Annotated in this window: 18 protein-coding genes; 6 read left to right on the top strand and 12 right to left on the bottom strand. The window is 44.2% G+C overall.

What is annotated here, in order from left to right; genetic code table 11:
• Positions 1–13: 13 nt before the first annotated feature.
• The 4 genes from ACETMN_RS16160 to ACETMN_RS16145 form a co-directional block, all read right to left on the bottom strand.
• Complete coding sequence (locus ACETMN_RS16160; RefSeq protein WP_192131462.1) at positions 14–961, bottom strand: ABC transporter permease; 948 nt, start codon at positions 959–961, stop codon at positions 14–16.
• A 246-nt stretch (positions 962–1,207) separates the two neighbouring features.
• A complete protein-coding gene (locus tag ACETMN_RS16155; protein WP_192131464.1) occupies positions 1,208–1,963 on the bottom strand; it encodes a class I SAM-dependent methyltransferase in 756 nt (251 codons plus the stop codon).
• Between the two features lie 17 nt (positions 1,964–1,980).
• On the bottom strand, positions 1,981–4,269 hold the full coding sequence (locus tag ACETMN_RS16150; RefSeq protein ID WP_411736364.1) for a DEAD/DEAH box helicase: 2,289 nt from the start codon (positions 4,267–4,269) through the stop codon (positions 1,981–1,983).
• 117 nt (positions 4,270–4,386) lie between these two features.
• Complete coding sequence (locus ACETMN_RS16145; RefSeq protein WP_091018889.1) at positions 4,387–6,684, bottom strand: copper amine oxidase N-terminal domain-containing protein; 2,298 nt, start codon at positions 6,682–6,684, stop codon at positions 4,387–4,389.
• Between the two features lie 232 nt (positions 6,685–6,916).
• On the opposite strand from ACETMN_RS16145, the gene ACETMN_RS16140 reads away from it, so the two are divergent.
• The 3 genes from ACETMN_RS16140 to ACETMN_RS16130 are packed head-to-tail and all read left to right on the top strand — an operon-like array spanning position 6,917 to position 10,579.
• The gene (locus ACETMN_RS16140) at positions 6,917–8,380 is read left to right on the top strand and encodes a spore germination protein (RefSeq protein ID WP_076327538.1); all 1,464 of its coding nucleotides are present in this window, start codon (positions 6,917–6,919) and stop codon (positions 8,378–8,380) included.
• A complete protein-coding gene (locus ACETMN_RS16135; RefSeq protein ID WP_091018891.1) occupies positions 8,373–9,461 on the top strand; it encodes an endospore germination permease in 1,089 nt (362 codons plus the stop codon). The genes ACETMN_RS16140 and ACETMN_RS16135 overlap by 8 nt, the downstream gene beginning before the upstream one ends.
• Positions 9,458–10,579, top strand: coding sequence for a Ger(x)C family spore germination protein (locus ACETMN_RS16130; RefSeq protein WP_091018892.1), 1,122 nt, complete (start codon positions 9,458–9,460; stop codon positions 10,577–10,579). Before ACETMN_RS16135 ends, ACETMN_RS16130 begins: the two co-directional genes overlap by 4 nt.
• 94 nt (positions 10,580–10,673) lie before the next feature.
• On the opposite strand, the gene ACETMN_RS16125 is transcribed toward ACETMN_RS16130, so the two are convergent.
• Positions 10,674–11,156 (bottom strand): GyrI-like domain-containing protein, encoded by a 483-nt coding sequence (locus tag ACETMN_RS16125; protein WP_091018894.1) that lies wholly within the window; start codon positions 11,154–11,156, stop codon positions 10,674–10,676.
• Between the two features lie 105 nt (positions 11,157–11,261).
• On the opposite strand from ACETMN_RS16125, the gene ACETMN_RS16120 reads away from it, so the two are divergent.
• Positions 11,262–12,236 carry a helix-turn-helix transcriptional regulator gene (locus tag ACETMN_RS16120; protein WP_091018903.1) on the top strand — a complete coding sequence of 325 codons (975 nt, stop codon included), beginning with the start codon at positions 11,262–11,264 and terminating at the stop codon, positions 12,234–12,236.
• Between the two features lie 163 nt (positions 12,237–12,399).
• Here the strand turns inward: ACETMN_RS16120 and ACETMN_RS16115 are convergent, their stop codons facing one another.
• The 7 genes from ACETMN_RS16115 to ACETMN_RS16085 all read right to left on the bottom strand — a co-directional run bounded on the left by ACETMN_RS16115 (position 12,400) and on the right by ACETMN_RS16085 (position 18,997).
• Positions 12,400–13,629, bottom strand: coding sequence for a multidrug effflux MFS transporter (locus ACETMN_RS16115; protein WP_091018905.1), 1,230 nt, complete (start codon positions 13,627–13,629; stop codon positions 12,400–12,402).
• Positions 13,630–13,766: 137 nt separating this feature from the next.
• Positions 13,767–14,990 carry a macrolide family glycosyltransferase gene (locus tag ACETMN_RS16110; RefSeq protein WP_091018907.1) on the bottom strand — a complete coding sequence of 408 codons (1,224 nt, stop codon included), beginning with the start codon at positions 14,988–14,990 and terminating at the stop codon, positions 13,767–13,769.
• A 70-nt stretch (positions 14,991–15,060) separates the two neighbouring features.
• Positions 15,061–16,425 carry an MFS transporter gene (locus ACETMN_RS16105; protein WP_091018909.1) on the bottom strand — a complete coding sequence of 455 codons (1,365 nt, stop codon included), beginning with the start codon at positions 16,423–16,425 and terminating at the stop codon, positions 15,061–15,063.
• 195 nt (positions 16,426–16,620) lie between these two features.
• On the bottom strand, positions 16,621–16,908 hold the full coding sequence (locus tag ACETMN_RS16100) for a HesB/YadR/YfhF family protein (RefSeq protein ID WP_091018911.1): 288 nt from the start codon (positions 16,906–16,908) through the stop codon (positions 16,621–16,623).
• Between the two features lie 21 nt (positions 16,909–16,929).
• Positions 16,930–17,289 carry a HesB/IscA family protein gene (locus ACETMN_RS16095; protein WP_091018913.1) on the bottom strand — a complete coding sequence of 120 codons (360 nt, stop codon included), beginning with the start codon at positions 17,287–17,289 and terminating at the stop codon, positions 16,930–16,932.
• Positions 17,279–17,614, bottom strand: a complete 336-nt coding sequence (locus tag ACETMN_RS16090) for a winged helix-turn-helix transcriptional regulator (protein ID WP_179198612.1) — start codon at positions 17,612–17,614, stop codon at positions 17,279–17,281. The genes ACETMN_RS16095 and ACETMN_RS16090 overlap by 11 nt, the downstream gene beginning before the upstream one ends.
• 24 nt (positions 17,615–17,638) lie before the next feature.
• Positions 17,639–18,997, bottom strand: a complete 1,359-nt coding sequence (locus ACETMN_RS16085; protein WP_411736363.1) for an MFS transporter — start codon at positions 18,995–18,997, stop codon at positions 17,639–17,641.
• A gap of 168 nt (positions 18,998–19,165) precedes the next feature.
• Here ACETMN_RS16085 and ACETMN_RS16080 point away from each other — a divergent pair, with 168 nt between their 5' ends.
• Both ACETMN_RS16080 and ACETMN_RS16075 read left to right on the top strand, forming a co-directional pair.
• Positions 19,166–19,825, top strand: a complete 660-nt coding sequence (locus ACETMN_RS16080) for a helix-turn-helix transcriptional regulator (protein ID WP_210108200.1) — start codon at positions 19,166–19,168, stop codon at positions 19,823–19,825.
• 200 nt (positions 19,826–20,025) lie between these two features.
• Complete coding sequence (locus ACETMN_RS16075) at positions 20,026–20,427, top strand: VOC family protein (RefSeq protein ID WP_411736362.1); 402 nt, start codon at positions 20,026–20,028, stop codon at positions 20,425–20,427.
• Positions 20,428–20,453: the final 26 nt, after the last annotated feature.

Here is a 20,453-nt window from a genome sequence, read left to right as displayed (position 1 = left end):
TCTAAAGACCACCTCACCAAATTTGCCCATCGAATTTTTTGGCGAGCTTGTTCGCTGCCAACACCAAAGCAAATCCGATGACAGCTTTAAACAATCCTACAGCAGTAGCCAAGCCAATCTTGAGACGCTCCAACCCTTCACGGTATACCCATGTGTCAATAATGTCGATCTTCTCCTGATTAAAGGTGTTGGCAAACATGAATATTTGGTCAAAACCCGCATCCAGGATATGGCTTAATTTTAGAATCAGCATCAGAATAATGACTCCTCGAATACCAGGTAACGTGATATGCCATAGTTGTCTCCATTTGGAAGCACCATCCATTCGAGCCGCTTCATATAAGCTTGGATCGATTCCTGCCAAGGCGGCAAGGTACAATATTGCCCCCCATCCAATATCCTTCCATACTTCAGATAAGATGATCAGCAACCTGCCCCAGGCAGGTTCAGTTAGAAACGAGATGGGTTCAACACCAAAATCCTTCAAGATCATGTTAAAGAGACCATCGCCTGGGGCTAGTAATGCCACCATAATTCCATACACAATGACCCATGACAGAAAATGAGGTAAATAAGTGATGGTCTGTACGATTTTCTTAAACCATTGGCTATACACTTCATTGAGGAGTAAAGCAAGTACGATGGGCGCGGAGAATCCGAACAATAGCTTATACAGCGATATGATGATCGTATTTTTCATGATGTCCCAGAAATAAACGCCGTTCATAAAATCCGTAAAATTTTTGAATCCCACCCAGGGGCTATCCCATAGTCCCAAAGCCAGGTTGTAGTTTTTAAAAGCAATCATGATTCCCGCCATGGGAATGTATTTGAATAGGGCAAAATAAATTAAGGCTGGTAATAAGAGAGCATACATCACTTTGTGCTTTTGTATTGTCCTGATCCATGACTTTCGCTTTGTGGAGATGGGAACGGCGTCCGCTGCCAGTTTCGCTTGCATTTCATCACCTCGTCTTTGTTTGTATTTGTATAATAGCACCCGCCTATCGGATAAATTTCTGAAATTTCAAGAATTTCTTATAAGATTTTAAGGAAGTGTACCAGGGTTCCTTTCAACACTTAAATCCAGGCAAGCTGGGCAATAATTTGTTCTAATAAAATATAAAAAAAGCCGCTAAAATAGCGACTTTCAAATGGCGTTATATTCTTATCCCTTATTGATATAACGGGGTATCATTTTGGTGATCTATACTTCTCCCCAAAAAATTTCAGTTTCATAGTCGAATGCAACAATACCATCTTGATTATTTTTATCAAATAAATTCCGCAGTTCTGACATCATAGGATCGTAATTTGCATGCCCGGGTGCAGGGCTGTAGGAAGATGATAGCAACCGGCCTTTCAATCCCTCGAAATCGAACTCCTGACTCATTCCGAATCGCATTTCATGCATCGAACCTTCCTTGAAAAAAGAGAGCAGTATCGTTTGAGAGATATTTTTATGATTAACTTTATTGTAGTCGGTTCCATATGTATGGAGCAATTGATTGTACTCTTCACGAAACGGAGTACCGTGTGTAAGACGTGAATTCCAGATGAGTATTACTCTCCCGCCTGGCCGTAGAATTCTGCGAAACTCGATTTGAGCTGCGGAGCGATCGAACCAGTGAAATGCCTGAGCGCAGACAATAAAATCAACCGACTGATCAGGTAATCCCGTAGATTCTGCAGAACCTGCTATACTCTGGAATTGCGGACTGCTTTTTAACGTTTGCTCGGCGGCTTCCCGCATGGCCTGATTTGGCTCGACCGCTATTACATAGCTTCCGCGTTCCAGAAGTAGCTTTGAGATGATCCCAGTACCTGAACCGATGTCTGCTATATTACTGTTCGCATCTAAACCGACTACGTCGTACAAATGGTCAATAGCCTCTTTTGGATAGCTCGGGCGGTATTTCAAATACGATTCGACCCGGCTCGTAAACCGTTCTTCACTGTTCATCGATCGTCACGCTCCCATCAATATTTTGACAACCTATATACCGGCCACAGTAACAGCTTCAAAATTTTACTGCCCCAAAAAGCAAATACCGTCGTTCCGGTCCATGAGCTGCGCTTATCTTGACTGTATTGATCGTTGATCATATAAGTCCGAGTCGAAATAGGACTCTTTAGACCGAACTGTTCCCATTTGGCCGGATCATTTGAACCTCCAAGTTTTCCAAGCATATTCGCCGACTCATGATCTATTTTAGCCGGAATTTTCTCAAATGCTTGGGTAATTTGCGTATGAAACTCATCGATCGGGTTGCGACTGGTAATACTCTCGAGATGGATGCTTTCGCGAATGTAAGATACGTATGCCAGATGGTCAGCCCAGAACTCATCCATATAAAAAAGCCGTACCCGCTGCTCCGATGGGCTCATTGGTCTCTCGCCTTTCAATATTCCGAGCCTTTCTTCGTATAGGATTCGCCTCTGATCCTCCACCATATCCGAATAACCGTTCAATTCCCGCTGAATATCGAAGTTTTGGCCTATGATCACGCGCTGAATATGCTCGATTTTGCTGCGTAGCGCCGGATCATCAAGAGCCTCGTCCTGTCTGGTAGCGCGAAACAGTCTATGAATGCCGAAGCGAAGCATCAACTCGTCTTCCAGGCTTATATAAAATACGGAAGCTCCCGGGTCACCTTGGCGGCCAGAACGCCCGCGCAGCTGGTTATCTATTCGCATGCTTTCATTCACATGTGTACCTATTACGTATAATCCGCCCAGCTTGGCAACCACTTCTGCCTGAGCAGGATTACCGCCGCCAAGACGAATGTCGACGCCGCGCCCTGCCATATTCGTAGATACCGTTACCGCGCCTATTTCTCCCGCTTTAGCGATGATTTCGGCTTCTCTCGCATCATTTTTTGCATTCAGAACCTGGCAAGGTACGTCAGCAGCGGCAAGCGCCTCCGCCAGCATATCAGACTCCTCAACGCTAGACGTACCAATAAGAATGGGACGTCCCACCCTATGAACGGAGGAGATCTCTTGTACAAGTGCCTTATATTTGGCTTCCTTATGGGTGTATATTCGGTGCTTGTGGTCGATCCGTATGTTTGGCTGGTTCGGTGGAATTTGAACGACCTGCAACGCATAGATATCCTCGAATTCCAGTGCTGAAGCGTGCGCCGTAGCCGTCATTCCGCAGATTCCCGAATACAGGCTAATGAAATGTTGAATCGTGATCGTGCCGAGAATTCTCCCGCCGGCCTTCCACTGCAATCCTTCTTTCGCCACCAGCGCAGCTTGCAGCCCGTCCGGCAAATACCTGTTCTCGGCCACACGGCCAGTATGTTCTTCGATTAGTTCAATTCCACCATCCCGAACGATGTAATCGACGTCTTTTTTTAATAATGATTCCACATGCAGCGCACAATTCAATGACGTTAACCAATGACTGTTATCGCTATCGTACAAATTGCCGCATCCCAGCAGCATCTCCGCTTTCGCAGCACCCTCTTCATTCAAGTAAACGTTCCGCTGGAACTCGTCAAAATCGTAATGCTCTCCTGGCTGCAGCTGCCGGGCCACTTCTGCGAAAAGAACGCCGTCACTTTTGGAAGCACTCGAATCGCCACTAATGACAAGTGGCACCCGCGCTTCATCAAGAAGCAGCGAATCCGCTTCGTCTACGACGACGTAGTGGAAAGGACGGTGTACGGTATCCGCTTCATTGAATGCTATTGTGTCACGCAAATAATCAAACCCTGCTTCTTTAGCCGTAACATAGGTTATATCCTTGGCGTAAGCTTCCCTTTTCTCGAACAGGCTCATGCCCGCTTGAACCGAGCTTACGGTTAACCCGAGGAAGCGATAGATCGGGCCCATCCACGCTGCATCTCGATTTGCCAAGTAGTCGTTAAATGTGAGTATATGAACGCCTTCACCGGTCAACGCGTTGAGATAAGCAGGCATAACAGCAGAGAGTGTTTTTCCTTCACCGGTATGCTGCTCGATCAAAAATCTTTCGTGTAAAGCAATAGCAGCCATAATCTGCACATCGTAAGGCTGTAATCGGAGTGTTCTCTTCGCAACTTCGCAGACTAAAGCATAAGCATCAACAAGTAGTTCATCCAAAGATGTGCCTGATCTTGCTTCTTCTTGCAGCCGAAGGGATTCCGCTTGCAGGCGCTGATCGTCCCAAGTTTCCAAATTCCGTTTCCTTATAAGCTCCACTCTGTCTCGGTAATCTTTCAACAAACGCCGGGTGTCGCGCTCTTTGAATTCACGTATCAACTTGACGACTACATTCATCGGAATTTGATTCCTCCTTAGTAGAAATAAGTTGTGAAAAGAAAAGACCCCATATGGAGTCTTTTCTTTCGCTGGTTAACGCGCCACTCAAACCATTCGTTATAAGAGACAACTACCTTACTTCTCCGATGGGAGCGGTGTGAAGAGCAGATTGACCGGCAGGTTGCTTCCTGGCGCGGCTGAGAACAGAATCGTTACGCTCTCTCCAATTGATCCGGTGCGGTAAAGAACGCTTTGTTCACTTGAATTGGCAACGGCAACGTTGCCTTCGGCAATCGATACCAACTGGTTGTTCACCAGCGCTACTCCGGAGTACTTCCCTCCACGAGGGTTAAAGGAGATAAGCGTACGCGGTGCAACATTGGTCAGTGTGATTTTGTACAATACGCCGAAATTACCCGCATTGGATGCGTCTGTGTAAGCCATCGGATCTGTTCCTACCAGATTGGGATCGCTTGAATTGTCACCAAGTGGCAGACGGGCCGGTTTGAGTCCCACGTGCTCATCGTACTTTATGATGCGAGTCGCGTTCGGGTACGTACCCCGGTTGTGCACGCCGTCACGATCAAGCACGGGAAGCAATGGCAACGCTTCGAACGGATCTTTATTTTCTTCCACCAGGATAACGTTATAGTCCAAGGAATAATCACTATATGCATCCGAATAGAGAGAGATGACTTGTCCTTCTTTCATCGGCGTTTTATTAAGTTCTGTCAAAATCAATTTGCTTTCCCCAGGTTGAAGGTACTCTTTCTTTTGATCCGCTCCAGTCTGAATTGACTTGAACCATTTATCAATAGACAATTTCCCGGCTACAGTAGCATACGGTGTAGGTCCCGCAAATCCCATATTTTGTTGTTCGAAAACTGCCGGATTCGGGTTGTTATTGGTTGCAATCACATACATTTTTACTCTTTTGCCTGTATTGTTGACGTGGTGAATCATGAACCGGGTCTGCCCCGAAGATGATTCTTTATATACGATGCCTTCCGTATTTACGGTTTCCGGACTGTTACTGCGGATTAGCAAACTGGGCTCATCCATGTACGTATAAGGCACTTTCTCCATCGTAGTCACTTCGCCGCCGTTAAAGGTAAACTTCTGTCCTACCGGCGTGAAGAGTAAATTGAAGTCGGTAAATGAATATAAGGTCTCATTGGTTATGGTAATGACTTTGGAGTACGTGTTCGTAGCGCCGTGATTGTCAGTAACCGTAAGTGTCACCGTTTTGGGACCCGGTTCAAAGAAAGCAAGTGAATTGTTCTCCCATACGGCTTTGACAATATTATTTTCATCATCTGTGCTTTGGTCCGTGTATGTTATTTTTTCGCCCATTTTATATTCTTCTTTATCCGTGGCGAACATGGCTACAGGAGGAAGATTAGGACTCAATACTTCAATGGTAATTGAATACGGATCGCTCCATTGACCATTGGAATCCTGTACTTCATATGAAATCGTATATGTACCTGCTTGATCAAATGAATCCTGGCGACCAGTCCAGCGTTCGTCAACGATATCCAGTCCATTAGGTGAACTGGAAGAAGTCACGTAGTCCACTTGATCTCCTGCAAAGATTTCCTTTTGGGAAATGGTAAAGCTTGCAACAGGTTTTGTATTAAGATTCAACACAACCGTTTTAGCCGACTGATTCACTTTATAAGTGATGTTCAGAGCTTGAGTAATGGAAGTTAACGGCACCATGAATGTACTTTTTTGCTGATATGCAGGGCCTTTCATCGTTCTTGTCTCTCCATTGACGGTATAGTCCTTGCTGTTCGTCTTGAATCGGAGTTCATCCTCACCACTAATAATGATGGTTTCCTTGGTTTTGTTATCATATTTGACGCCGTATCCCACACGGTCAACCAACGCACGGATGGCAACATAGGATACACCGTTTTTTACAGCCATTGGCTGGCCAGCAAGATACGTTTTTCCATCCTGCTCCATTTTGTTGCTATTCATGTACAACGTCAGATTCCCACCTGCTGCTACAGGAGACGTCCCATCAATGGATGGTTGCTCTATTTGAGCAGGTGTAGCTGGCGTTTCCCCCTCAGGGGCTTCCTCTTGAACTACAGGTTTCGTACCCGTTTCGTTTGTAGTGGTCTCTTCCCCATCCAATGCAGGTTTCTCGCTATCTGTTTTAGGTGTTGCCTCAGTACCGGTCGAGGTTTGAGTGTCCTTGGCTTCAGTGGGCGGAGTATTGATCGATTTGTTATTGCTCTCCGTCTTCACTTCACGCTCTGCAATTGGCTGCTCTTGCTTTAACACCTCAACTGATTCTACATTGGCCGTGTTTACTGACGCGGTGTCACCTTGTGGTGCTGATTGCGCATTCACAGAACCAACTGCAAATGCTTGAAAAACGGCTAAAGCGGTAAAAATGGATAATTTCTTCTTCATATTCATGTGTTGTCTTTGGCTCCTTCTACTCTCTAGTAATTTATAACCCCTCAAAAAGTCATAATATTAGACGCTAGATTTAGGAAAAAGTTTCTAATTGAATTGTAAATTATGGATTTTAGTACAACTATTTTTTCAATGTTTGGTTATAAGTTCTTTGAATAAAAAGCAACTATTGAATAATAGTCTTGATTTTGCACAAGATAATCCATGTCGCATTTTATAAAGAGGTGGATCAATGACCCCAACCAATCAGGCATTCTCTGAATTAAAAATGAATATTTCTTATGTGGAACAGTCCCTCTACTGTACAGACGATTTGAAACAACAACAGCTTCTACTTAATGGTGTACAGAGTGTGCTTCTCTATATCGATTCACTTGTGGATCAGGAGATCATTCAAACACATGTCTTAACAGCACTGAATGGCCAAGCTCACTCTGAAATCTACCCATCGTTCACCACGTTAGAAAGTCGAAAAGATACGGATCTGCAACGTGGAATAGACTCACTTATTCAAGGGAAATGTCTTTACATAATCGATGGGCACCCGGAGTTTTACATTCTTTCTACCGAGAAAATGTATGTCCGAAGCACAACCGAACCGGAAAACGAAGGCGTTATTCGAGGGCCACACAATGGATTCGTTGAACAGCTTTCGGTTAATTTGAATCTGATCCGCAGACAAATTATCAGTCCATCCCTAATCGTTCGATATTTTAACGTTGGCGAGAAGACACATACCAAAATTGCAGTTGTATACCTTCAGGACTTAGCCAATCCGGAGTTGGTGAACGAAGTTAAAGAGCGAATCACATCCATATCTTCAGATATGGTGCTCGCACCAGGCTTTATTGAAGAGTTTGTGGAGGATAACCCTTTCTCTCTGTTTCCTCAGCAGCTCATTACAGAAAGACCTGACCGGGTTATTGCCAACTTGATGGAAGGACGCGTCGCCATACTTGCCGAAGGAAGTCCGTCAGCTCTTATTGCTCCAGTTACGTTTTTTGCTTTTTATCAAAGTCCGGATGATTATCATGGTCGCTGGATTGTCAGTTCCTTTTTACGGTTAATTCGCATGATGAGTTTTGTCATTGCTTTTACATTACCTGCTGTTTATATTGCAACCATCTCTTTTCACTCCGCCATTTTACCAATCGAGCTGGCACACACAATCAAGAAATCATTGCAGAACATCCCCTTTCCTGCACTTGTAGAGGCAATGTTGCTTGAACTGATCTTTGAAGTGTTAAGAGAAGCCGGGGTCCGACTTCCCAGCCGAGTGGGCCAGACCATCGGCATCGTTGGCGGTTTGGTTATCGGAGATGCTATCGTTCGTGCGGGGCTTGTGTCCTATACAATGATTATTGTGGTTTCACTAACCGCTATCTCGTCGTTTTTGGTGCCTTCGCATGAGATGAGTTCGGCAGTACGTATTCTCCGCTTTCCAATGATGATTGGAGCGGCGCTTTTTGGATATATCGGCATCGCATTTGGTCTGGTGATTCTAACCATTCACCTCTGTAAGATGGAAAACTTCGGATCGCCTTATTTTGCTCCAGTGGCCCCATTCCGATTAGCTGACATGAAGGATGTATGGATTCGATTTCCCATCTGGGCGCTTCGCGAGCGTCCTCATGATGCCCGCCCGCAGCGGCTGAATCAGCAGAAGTTCTATAGGAGTGGGAAAAAACGTGAATAAGGAAACAACAATCACTCGGGGACAATTATTCTTGCTCATTTTGAAATTTGAAATTGGTGTAGATATTCTGTCCCTCCCTTACCGTATGCACCTTATCTCTAAAGGAGGTGGGTGGATCTCTGTTTTCCTTGGAGGGTTCCTGATCCAACTTGTCATACTGTTGTGCTGGCTTTTGATGCGAAGATTCCCGAGTTCGTCCATTTATCATATTGTAACGCTGATTACGGGTAAATGGATTGGCAAGTTGCTGATCATTGCCTACGTTGGATATTTCCTATTAATGGGCACTTCTGTTCTGGTGAACGCTTACGGTGTGATTAACCGTTGGATGCTGCAGGATACGCCTCGATGGGCTATATTAGCCCTCTTCTTGTTCAGCAGTATCTATTTGGTTCGGCAAAAATTACGAATCATTGCCCGAGTACTGGTACTCATCTCCTTTTTGGTCTTGCCCATGATGGTATTGATCAGTTATGGACTCAAGGAAATCAATCTGTTATATCTTTTGCCTTTAACCGAGGCGGGATGGCCCAATATTATTAGTGGATCAACCGAAACATTAATGGCTATGTTCGGATTCGAGTTTTTTCTCGTTGTGTTTCCTATGGTTGAAGGTAGCAGCGGGGGCAAACTCAAGTCTGTTGCTTCAGCAAGTGCTGTAGTCGTAGTGTTGTATGCATTCACCGTGTTCATTTGTTCAACGGCGTTCAGCCCCCAGCAACTTGACTTAATGCCTGAACCGGTCATATATCTGCTCCGCTCTATCCCACTCGGAACAATGGATCGGGCCGATTTCCTGTTCCTCCCTATCTGGTTAATTTCCATTTTCGGGGCCATATGTGGCTATTACTATACGGCATCCTATGGTATAAGTTATCTCTTCAAACTAAAACACCATAAAAAAGCGGTGCCTTATGTCGTTCTTGCTTCTTGCATAATTGCCTATCTGCCACAACAGAAGGAAAAACTGGAGTTAATTAGTACGATTGCCAACAGATCGGCATACTTTTTTCTCATGATCCTGCCTCTGCTCCTGTTGGTCCTATCTTATATAATGAAACGAAAAGAGAAGATGATATGAGTAAACGAGGAAAAATCCTTGTCCTCCTGTTCCTGCTCATGGTGATGACGGGATGCTGGGATCAGGATAGTTTAAAAGATGCAAGATTGGCTAATGCTTCGGCGTTTGACATCACCTCAGAGGGTGAAATTAAACAGACGCTTGAAATTGTCGATGATTCTGAGAGTCAACAAGGGAGCAGCGGTAATGAAGTCCACTCAGGCACCGGGAGATCCGTCCGTCAAAGTACAGATAGAATTCGGGCTAAAGTGACTGGTGATATCCGGTTTTTCAAATATGGGATGATCTTATACGGCAACAAACTCGCACAAAATGATATCTACCCCTACCTGGACGTCTTATATCGGGAACCCGATTACCCAACCTCACATGTGAAGATTGCAATTGTGGATGGCGATGCCGGAGATCTGTTACACCAAAAAAAAGTTGGCAGCATATTGATTGGTGATTTTATTACGAAAAAAATTAAGAGTCTGGAGGAATTATGTATTTTTCCGGAAATGACGTTAGAGACCCTTCTCCCTCCCATGCTGGATCCGGGACAGGATTTTACACTGCCTTATCTATATAAGGATGGAGAGGAAATTGATGCTCGGGGAATTGCCTTGTTTCATGGGCAAAGGTTCAGTGGCAGTCTTACTACCGAACAGGCTCCTCTATACATTATTATGAGTGGGAAATGGAATAAAGCAGCGCGTTTTGTCAAAAAGGTCCACCCAGGGCCTTCCAACAACCCGAGGAACTATGTCACTTATGAAGCAAATATCGCACAAATTAAGCGCAAACTTGCGGTAAAGGTGGCAAGTGATAGCCAAATTGATGTAAACCTCCGTATCGAACTTCCAGTAACGATCGTTGAGTATGCAATGAATCATCTTCAGGAAAAAGACACAATTGAACGTCTGAACCGCAAGTTATCCGATGACATGACTCAGGACGCAGAACAAATTATCAAGACACTTCAGCAAAGCGGCTGTGATTCCTTCGGTATTGGCAGACATTTAATTGCCCATTACCCGGAATTGTGGAAAAGCCTGGACTGGAATAAACAATATGCCCAAGTCCGTTTTCACCCGGAAGTAAAGGTTACAATAGTCGGAAGTGGCGTTTTAAATTAATAACATGCTGTCGTGCAATTGGGAAAGCTCTCTTCCATTTGGAAGAGAGCTTTATCCTTCATATTCAACTCAAAAGTCTTCAGATCTCCACGTCTTATCCATTCCTTACAACAGGAATCCACATTTCACCATATACCAAACCGTTTTTCTGTCCCATTTCAACCGTTGTATTCGGACCGCCAACATAGGCATAATCCTTTTCTGTGGGGAGGGCTTGACCAAAGGCAGTGCCAGTAAGCATATTACTGAGTGCATCTGCCGTCTCTGCTTCGCCCTTCACAACCAGGTATTCTCCCTTAGGGAATTGGATCACTCTTGTTGCTTCTGGCAGAGATTCTTCTGTCATGACCCCAGCATAATGCATCATCTTGTTATTGACTGCTTCGTTTACAGCGAAAATATAGTCATTAGTAGCTAGGGACTTTAATGTGTCTAGGCTTCCATCCTCTTTCACAGTGGACCAAAAATCCGCCTTCTCCTTGCTGATACCAGCATAGTCTGTGTAGTCGCTTTTAAGTTCTGTTCCAATACCTAAAACGATAAAGCTGTCTTTTTCTTCGAAATGATAATTACTCATGGTTTACACCGTCCTCTTTAAATTTTCAATTGATTTGTGTTTTCACTTGATAGGTTTATAATAACCTTAAATCATGTCAGAATATGATACTGTTTAGGGGGGCCAATGAAGAAAGTTGAACGCATAAATATCATCACGCGGTATATCAATAACCGTGCACACTTTACCATCTCTGAAATCATGCGAGAATTTAAAATTTCTCGTTCAACAGCCATTCGAGATATCAGAGAAATTGAAGCCATGGGAATGCCACTTGTCGCTGAAGTTGGGCGGGACGGAGGTTATTTTGTCATGAACAACTCGCTCCTTCCCACGGTTCGGTTTACCGATAATGAAATCAAAGCGTTATTCATTGCCTTTATGGCGACAAGAAATCAACAGCTTCCTTATCTGAAGAGTCGTCAATCTTTGGCTGAAAAATTATTAGGCCTTATCTCAGAAAATCAGCAAGATGACCTTGTGCATTTGAATCAAATATTGCTTTTTGAAGGGACCAATCCCCATAATCCAGACTTGCTTGATCTGTCAGACCTGCCTCACCCTACTTTGGAAAAACTCATCCAAATTCTTCTTATAGAACGTTATTTGTTAGTTACTGTCCAAGAAGAGAAGAAAACAAAGTCCTATCCCATCGTTCTCTTGCACCTTCATCATCAAAAAGGCCATTGGATCATTGAAGGTTTTGACTTGGAGGAGGAAAAAAGACGAATCGTATCCGTTGACAACCTCATCCATGTCGAAGCATACCCGGCGAAAAAAAGACGGAGTACAAAAAAGATTGTAGAGCAACTAAAACGAAATACGCAGGAAGAAGTTTTCAACCTTGTCCTGGAACTTGGTCCAAAGGCAATTGCGCAATTCAAAAAATACCATCCTTTAAAATTTTCAATTGCCTATACAAATCCATACCAGACTACGGCCCAACTAAAGTCATTTATGAATGTTCATAACTCAGAAGAATTAACCGAAGTCACCAATTGGTTGCTTTTTCTAGGAGAAGATATCAAGGTGAAGGAGATTCCGAAAGAAGTCCTGAATGCTGTACAAGAGAGATTAAGCTTATATCAAATGAAGCAGTGAGCAGCCCCTCCTCCCCAGTCTCTCCATTTTCTTACAATGTCTTACCTGAATTCAGGCTGGCGTTCAGTAAGAAAAACCAAAAAAGCCGCTATTACAGCGACTTGTAATGGATTCATATTCATTCATGTCTCACGCCAATGCTTGGCGAGCTGTTCCTTCTATACTAAAAGTCAGCATTAGACTGGACATGATTAGGTGTATGCTGCGGGACGTTTTTAACGAGTAGGAAATAAGTAACAATCGCAATGATACTGGTCATTAATAAAGTGAGTCCTAACGGGACGGCAGTGTCCTCACCCGCGATACCGACCAGAGGAGCAACCAGTGCACCCAGAAGAAAAGGCACAACGCCGAGCAGTGCTGCTGCACTTCCGGCCATCTTGGCTTGACTCTCCATGGCAAGCGGGAATGCCGCTGTAGACGTAATGCCGATCGAGCATACGAAGAAGAACAATGGAATCACCAACGCGAAAAGTGGACCATGAGCCAGGGTTACGACCAACGCTGCCACACTTGCTATTATAGCAAGCCATAGTCCCGATAATAGCAGCGTCTGCTCAGGGATACGTTTGGCCAATCGACCCACGATTTGAGATCCGATGATCAAGCTGATGCCGTTCGAAGCAAACAATATAGCAAATACCGTGGGTGTAACTCCATATATATTTTGGTAAATAAATGGTGTTCCCGCCACATAAGCAAAGACCCCTGCCGTCATGATTCCCTGTGCCAGCATGTAACCAACAAACTTGCGGTCACGCAGAAGCATTCTGTAATTTCCCAATTGCTGTTTGAAGTCAGGAACCATACGTCTTTCCACGGGGTGTGTTTCTTTTAAGCTCCACTTTGTCATGATTAATAAGAAAATCCCCAAGAATGAAAGGCAGATAAATACGCCAATCCATGTTGTGAAGGAAAGAACCCCACTTCCCGCAATCGGTGCTGCCAGAGGCCCCAAATTCCCTACAAGCAACAGCAAAGAGAAAAATTTAGTGAGTTCATGTCCACTATACAGATCTCTAGCTATCGCACGGGAAATGACAATTCCAGCTGATGCGGCAAATCCTTGCGTGAAACGAAACAAAATCAATAGTCCGATATTCGGAGCAAAAGCACATGCCAAGGAACAAATAATATAAGCTGCCATGCAGATCAATAATGGTCTACGTCTACCGTACGCGTCACTCAAAGGACCCATAACAAGTTGTCCTACACCCAGTCCTAATAAACAAGCAGTAAGGCTAAATTGTACAAGTGATGCCGTTGTATTCATATTTTGTGCAATCTCCGGAAAAGCCGGTAAATACATATCAATCGTAAATGGACCTAATGTAGAAAATAAACCTAGTAGTACTGCCAGTCCAAAAACATTCCAATTCGTGCTCTTTGCCATAATAAATAAAATCTCCAATTCCTCATATAATTTGCAAGCCTAATCGAGTATAAGTCATAGAGTTAACTGTAGGTCAAGTCTTTAGGTTATTAAAACCAAAAAAAGCCGCTTATTAAGCGACTTTGAATGGAAAACCATTAAGTTGTGTAACTTCCCCGGCCTGAACCCATATGACTCATGATCATTTCGGCAGCTCGCTTGTAACCGCCAGCCTGCCTTAAAGATTCACCAATGAGGTAAGCCTGCCGTCTATAAAGTGAATTGTGTAGCACTTCTGTTAATGCCTCTCTCAAATTAGTTGCACTGAGGTTATGTTTATTTAAAGTAATACCCGCGCCCAACTCCTGTACCCGATTGGCGACAAGAGGCTGATCCGATGTTAATGGAATCATCACCATCGGAACGTTGTAATATAACGCCTCACTTGTGCTGTTCATCCCAGCATGTGTAATAAAAACATCGGCATGCTGCAACATGTCCAACTGGGCAATGTATGGCTTGACGATAAAATTAGGAGGAACTTGATCCGCCAGCGGCGTCATGTCCGTGTACTTTCCTGAAGATAAAACAACATTCACGGGTAGATCCCCTAACGCTTCAAAGCAAAGCTGATAGAAATCCAAGTTTTTATTCAAGATCGTACCCATAGCAATGTACACGGTTTGCGGGTACCGTTCACGAAGCAACTCAAACGAGAAGGTTGGAGCATCTTGACGTGTTATGATCGAAGGACCCGTGAAAATAAAACGATCATCCAGCTTTTCTGCCTGCGGCTGAAAATAACGGCTGGTGTACACGAGCTTTAACTGACCTGCATGTGCCGGAATCTCTTCCATGGCTGGAATACTCACTTGAAACTCTTCGGCTAACTCCGTTGTGATCTTCATCGTAGCCTCATAAAGCTCCTTCGTCTCCGTCTCATTTAGAACTGAGTTAGATCCCAGAGGCTCCACAAAGGCAAAGGACGCAATCGAGCACACCGCAGGAATTCCCAGTTTTTCTGCAAGAATAGTCCCTCCCCATCCCATCAGGGAATCAAAGATCATATAATCGAACTTTTGACCCTCGATCACCTGTAGCACATTGGGGATGATCCTCCGGATAATACCGCTTACCATCATATAAATGAACTGATAAGAATGCTTGTATTCTTGGGGTTTCAACACCGGATCATGAGAGAAGGCATCTTGTGGAAACGGATAGGTAATGATCTGGGCACCGGTTTGTTCAATTCGGGAACGGTACTCCTCCGTACACACATAGATGACTTCCTCACCATTGTCTATCAACTGAGTAACTAATCCTAACGACGGATTCACATGTCCTTCAGCTGGAGTAATGACCACTAATACACGTGCCATCTTACCCACCTCCCAATGCAATTAGTCCCCCCGTTCTTCATGATGTATTTAACGACGCGGTCGTCATCCGTTACATGGAGATGTTATCCTTCACTTGGTTGATTGGATGATGTTCTTGATGAACGAGTTTGGTAATTCGTAGTGATGCTAAGAAACTTAACAAGACCCATAGTAATTGCAGAGTTAACACGATCAAAACACCTGTAGATATGCCCCACTGTAACGTTTCGGACAAGGCAATCAGAGCGCCACCAACTCCAATGCTTACTCCCATATAGAAGGAATCCACAAATTGCAGATTGGCGGACATTTCTCCCTCTTTCCTGGGCAAGGCATGTTGTAAAGCAATGGCTGCCGTTGTAGGGTTGGCCAATCCAACACCGAACCCTGTAATCATTTGTGAGAGAAGGATGAGTATAATCCCGCCGTCCGTCAAAATAAGAGCCAGGATCACAAGTGCAGTTCCAACAATCATAATTCCAATGCCCGTCATGACCCTGCCCTTTCGGGCACGACCTTGATCTCGTGCATCAAGCTTGGCTTGCAACCACGCTGCGGCGGACCAGCTCAGAGAACCTGCTGCTACAATGAGGCCAGCAAGGTCGGCTGATAACCCCTTCACTTCGGTTAGTGCCAAGATCACAAAACTTTCCGTTGTAAAATAACAAGCAACATATAGCCCTCTCGAAACCAGAGTAGCAGGCAATCCTTTTTTTACCGAAAAAGTGCCCACAGGCAGCAATTTACGCATTGGTGTGATCATGATGACTAATCCAGCCAAAGTGAGTACTATACCTTTCCAATCGGTTATCATACCAAGTCCTGTGAGTAACAGTCCCGTTCCAACGGCAAGCAGAATCGCATACATAATCTTTGAGTCGGTTGTTCGGGGCGGACCTGACAGATCTTGCTGAAGCTGCAAATTACGGAAAGAACGGAATGTGAGACTGAGCGCTATTCCAATCAAGGGTAAAACGATCCAGAAAACATATCGCCACGAGATGTGAGAAGCTATAAGGCCTGCTGCATAAGGTCCGATTAAGGTAGGCAGGACAAATGCCATGGAGAATGCGGCCAGGATTTGAGTACGAAGTGTATCTGGATAATGTAACGTCACACAGGTATAAACGCATGTGATCAGGGCTCCCGCTCCAAAACCTTGAAGGGCTCTTCCGGCAATAAGCATGTGCATATCGAAAGAAATAGCGGAGACCACCGTTCCTAACACAAAAACACTAAAAGATATCAGCATGGATGTAAAAACACCGCGCTTGTCAATCTGCTGACCCATAACCAAAGTTCCAATAAGCTGAGATAACAAAAATGCGCTGAAGATCCAACCATATAAATGAATGCCCTCTAAACTTTGTGCCATCTTCGCAGCAATCGTTGTGATAGCCAGTCCTTCAAAAGCTACGGTTGCCAGAACCAGCATAATCCCAATTGTAGGCGCCCTGTACTGAGCATCAAAAATCCCAATCTGATTGTTATTTGTCTTCTACACCTCCATAATTCGATGGATATTATGGTAAAATAAACCTTTTACTTCCTGAATATACATGAAGTGTTATACTTTGTAAAGTTAAATGTTTAAAAAGTAAGATTATGGTCTAGAATAGGGTTCCCATGTTCAATAGGAGATTTTGCTTGAAAATATGCCATTTTCATTACAGTCAATTTGGAGAAGTTCATCCTCCAGGATCCAGGCATCTGTTTTTTCAACAAAGAAATGAAATCCTCCGATGGATTGAACCAATGCGGGATCGACCGGTGTAGCACTCGCATTTATGCCAATGGTAAAAGCATCGGAGCCTCCTCCAACATATTTTGCATAAATCCTTACATATTGGTCTTCTTCCAATTCCCATTCATTCTTAAATGAATCGATTGCTTGTTCAGATATTACAAATGAGATCATTGCTTTGCACTCCTTCTTTCATTAATCACATTTTTTCACTTCGCCACGATAATTGGCCATTCTGAAACTGGCCCCGCATCCACACGAAACTTTGGCATTTGGATTATTCATGGTGAATCCGCCTAACATTCCGCTCTCTTCATAGTCAATCTCAAGACCATCAATATATGGAATACTTTTCGCGTGCACCAATATCCTAAATTGTTTTTTATTTAACACAATGTCTTCTTCTGCCTGCTGTTCATCCACGATAAGGGTATAAGATAAACCACTGCATCCCCCTTCATCAACGCCTACTCTAAGGAAGGCATTTTGTATATCCGCACTTGATAAGATCTCAACGATTTTGTCCGATGCTGAATCACTGACCTCAATAATCATCTTTATTCCTCCCGGTGGTATCATTTTGAAATTTGGTATCCCAGTCTATTAGACAGGGTATGAATGTCGCAAGAGCAGCTCCTTTTGGCGTAAGTTCATAAATAATTTGTGTAGGACCTGTCCGTATTGTTCTTTTGACCAAATGATCATGTTGAAGACCCTTTAAACGTCTGGAGAGGATCATTTCGGAAATGGAAGGAATGCTATCAAATATTTCACCAAATCTCTTCGGGCCTTGAGACAGAGCACATAAAATATGGATCGTCCATTTCGTTCCGATGATGCGATAAGCTGTAAATATTTTATTCGGATCTTCAGTGAACAATGGTTCGCACACCCACTTTCTTATTCATCCGCGTAGTGAGATCCGAGTGCTGGCAATGATACTCGTGACGATCAACAAGAGATGGAAACCCATGGCTACAATTAAGCCGGATTGAAGTGACATATCGCCAGCCTGACACACGACAAGAATGGAACCACCAATGCCGATCACTACACCAGGTGTAAAAGAATCTGCAAATTGCAGATTTGCTGAGGTTTGGCCCACACCTTCCTCCCCCGTTTGGGAAAATGCGACAACACCGCTAATCGGGTGCGCCAATCCAATACCAACGCCTGCAATGATCTGACCAAGAACTGCGATGGTAACGGTCACAACAGGTACCCAAAATACGATGGCAATCCCTATCGCAAGCAGCACTACCCCAAGAATGATTCTCATATGACGTCCACTGCCCTGATCTGCCGCATCCCATCGTCCTTGCAGATACGCAATGATACACCAACTTAATGCAGCACTCGCGACAATTAATCCGGCCTGTGAAGGTGTAATTCCTTTCACGTCGATTAGAGCTAATACCAGGAAATTCTGTGTGCTGGTATAGGCAGCGAAGAACAACCCACGTGTTGCCAGAATTGCTGGCATACCTCTTCGCAACGTAAGAGTTCCCTTCGGTAGCAATTTACGGAGCGGAAATAACATCAATACCAGGCCAATCACGACTAAAACAAACCCCATAAAGCTCGGAAGCATACTTAGACCAACCAGGAAAATCCCTGTACCTAACGTTAAGAGTAACGCCATCCAAGTGGATGAAGATCCGCTATCCCCTCCCGTCTTCTGCACTTTCAATTTCCTAAAGGCAGGTAAACTAAGCAATGCTGAAACCACCAGCACAGGTAATATCCCCCAGAAAACAAAGCGCCAGGACCACTGATCTGCGATAACTCCTGCTACATATGGACCGAGCATGGACGGAAGAACATAGGCAGTACCAAATGCTCCAAGAATTTTGGCACGCAACTCATCCGGGTAACTTAAGGATATAGCTGTATACACACAAGTCATCATAGCTCCGGCACCCAAACCCTGCAGGGCCCGTGATCCTATCATGGTATACATGTCGCCTGCGGTTGCGGCAGCGATCAGCCCTACGATAAACAACAGAAGTGCAAAAGTGAACGGTGCTGCAGGTCCTCTTTTATCAATGATCCGACCGACGACCAGCGTCCCGATAATCTGCGCAAGCAGATATGTACTGAATATCCACCCGAACAGGCTAAGACCGTTCAAGTCTCCAGCAATTGAAGGAGCAATGGTGGTTACGGATAGACCTTCGAATCCAACGGCCATCACTGACAAAATAATTCCTATGGATAATGCAAAATAACGCGGGCTGAAAATACTTTGATGATTAGACGACATGAAATGTGACCTCCAAGAAAATTGGTATGTATACATCGTATCCGGATACTTAGTAAACATTTTTGTTTATAATGTCTAAGCTACAGTTCGGCTTTGACTTTGTCAACATTTTTGTTTAAAATGTAGTTAGTCATGTAGATTCAGTAGAGCGTCACAAGGAGGTGCACCATGAGCGGAAATCAAACTAAAAAGGATGTCTCGACCAGTACCCGGAGAGCAATTATTAATCTGTTAAAAGAGCGCGGGGGAATGGATGTTGTCACTCTCTCCTCTCAGTTTTCGTTATCCGGAATGGCTATTCGTCAACATCTGAATGCGCTAAAAGGAGAAGGATTGGTTACCACTGTGGAAGAGGCCCGTCCCATGGGTCGTCCCACCAAGTTATGGATATTAACTCCCGCGGCTAATCGTTTTTTCCCAAGTGGATATTCGGATTTATCCGTCAGCCTCATCAATTCGATGAAAGAAGCTTTTGGTACTGAAGGGCTGGACAAGCTGCTGGATGTTCGAAATAAAAATATGCAAGAACAATATCTTCAGCATCTTGGCGATTCATCAGGAGTTAAAGAGAGATTGGAGAAATTGGCCGAAATTCGTACCAATGAAGGTTATATGGCCGAGGTTAAGGAGCAGGATGATGGCAGTCTTCTATTTATTGAGAAGCATTGTCCGATCTGTGAAGCGGCTGCGGTATGTACCGGGTTATGCAAGAATGAGCTACATTTATTCAAAACAGTTCTAGGCGATAATGTTCATATTGAACGGGGAGAATACATTTTAGCCGGAGGAAGAAACTGCGTATATACCGTTAGGCATAATAAGCCATGACCAAAAGAGCAACCTCATCGGAGATTGCTCTTTTGGTTTGGATTTCGAACTGATTAGAACGATTCGGATTTCTCTAAATCATCCTTCATTTTACCGGTTATTTCTAACTCTTTCATAATCGTATGTACCCGATTATGTAATTTTGAATTGAGGTAGAGTATAGTAAGAGTGTCGAAAATATACTCTAGGAGGCTACTGCCATGTCACAAAAAATCTGGATGAACCTGCCGGTGAAAGATGTTGTGAAATCCACTACCTTTTTTAATGAGATTGGATTCCATGGGGAGAATGTTGGCAACGAGAGAGCCCAGCTTGTCATAGGCTCAACAACAATCCTCCTGTTTCCGGATGCAACGTTCGAGAAATTTACAGGTGCCAAAATCCCAGATACTTCCCATAGCGCAGAAGTGATATTTTCCATTGGTGCTGACAGCAGAGAAGAAGTTGATGCTTTTATTAAAAAAGTCGAGTTAGCTGGAGGAACCATCTTTGGCAAGCCGGGTGAAACAGACGGCTGGATGTACGGCGCGGGATTTGCCGACCTGGACGGTCACCGCTGGAACCTGTTGTATATGGATGAGAGCAAAATGCCGAAACGGTAACATATAACGTCTATCACTACGTCCGC

Origin of the sequence: Paenibacillus sp. M2, from assembly GCF_046713495.1 — a bacterium.
Taxonomy (GTDB): Bacteria; Bacillota; Bacilli; order Paenibacillales; family Paenibacillaceae; genus Paenibacillus; species Paenibacillus amylolyticus_B.
Note: the sequence above shows the minus strand (reverse complement) of the source record. Positions and strands in the feature narration are given on the sequence as shown.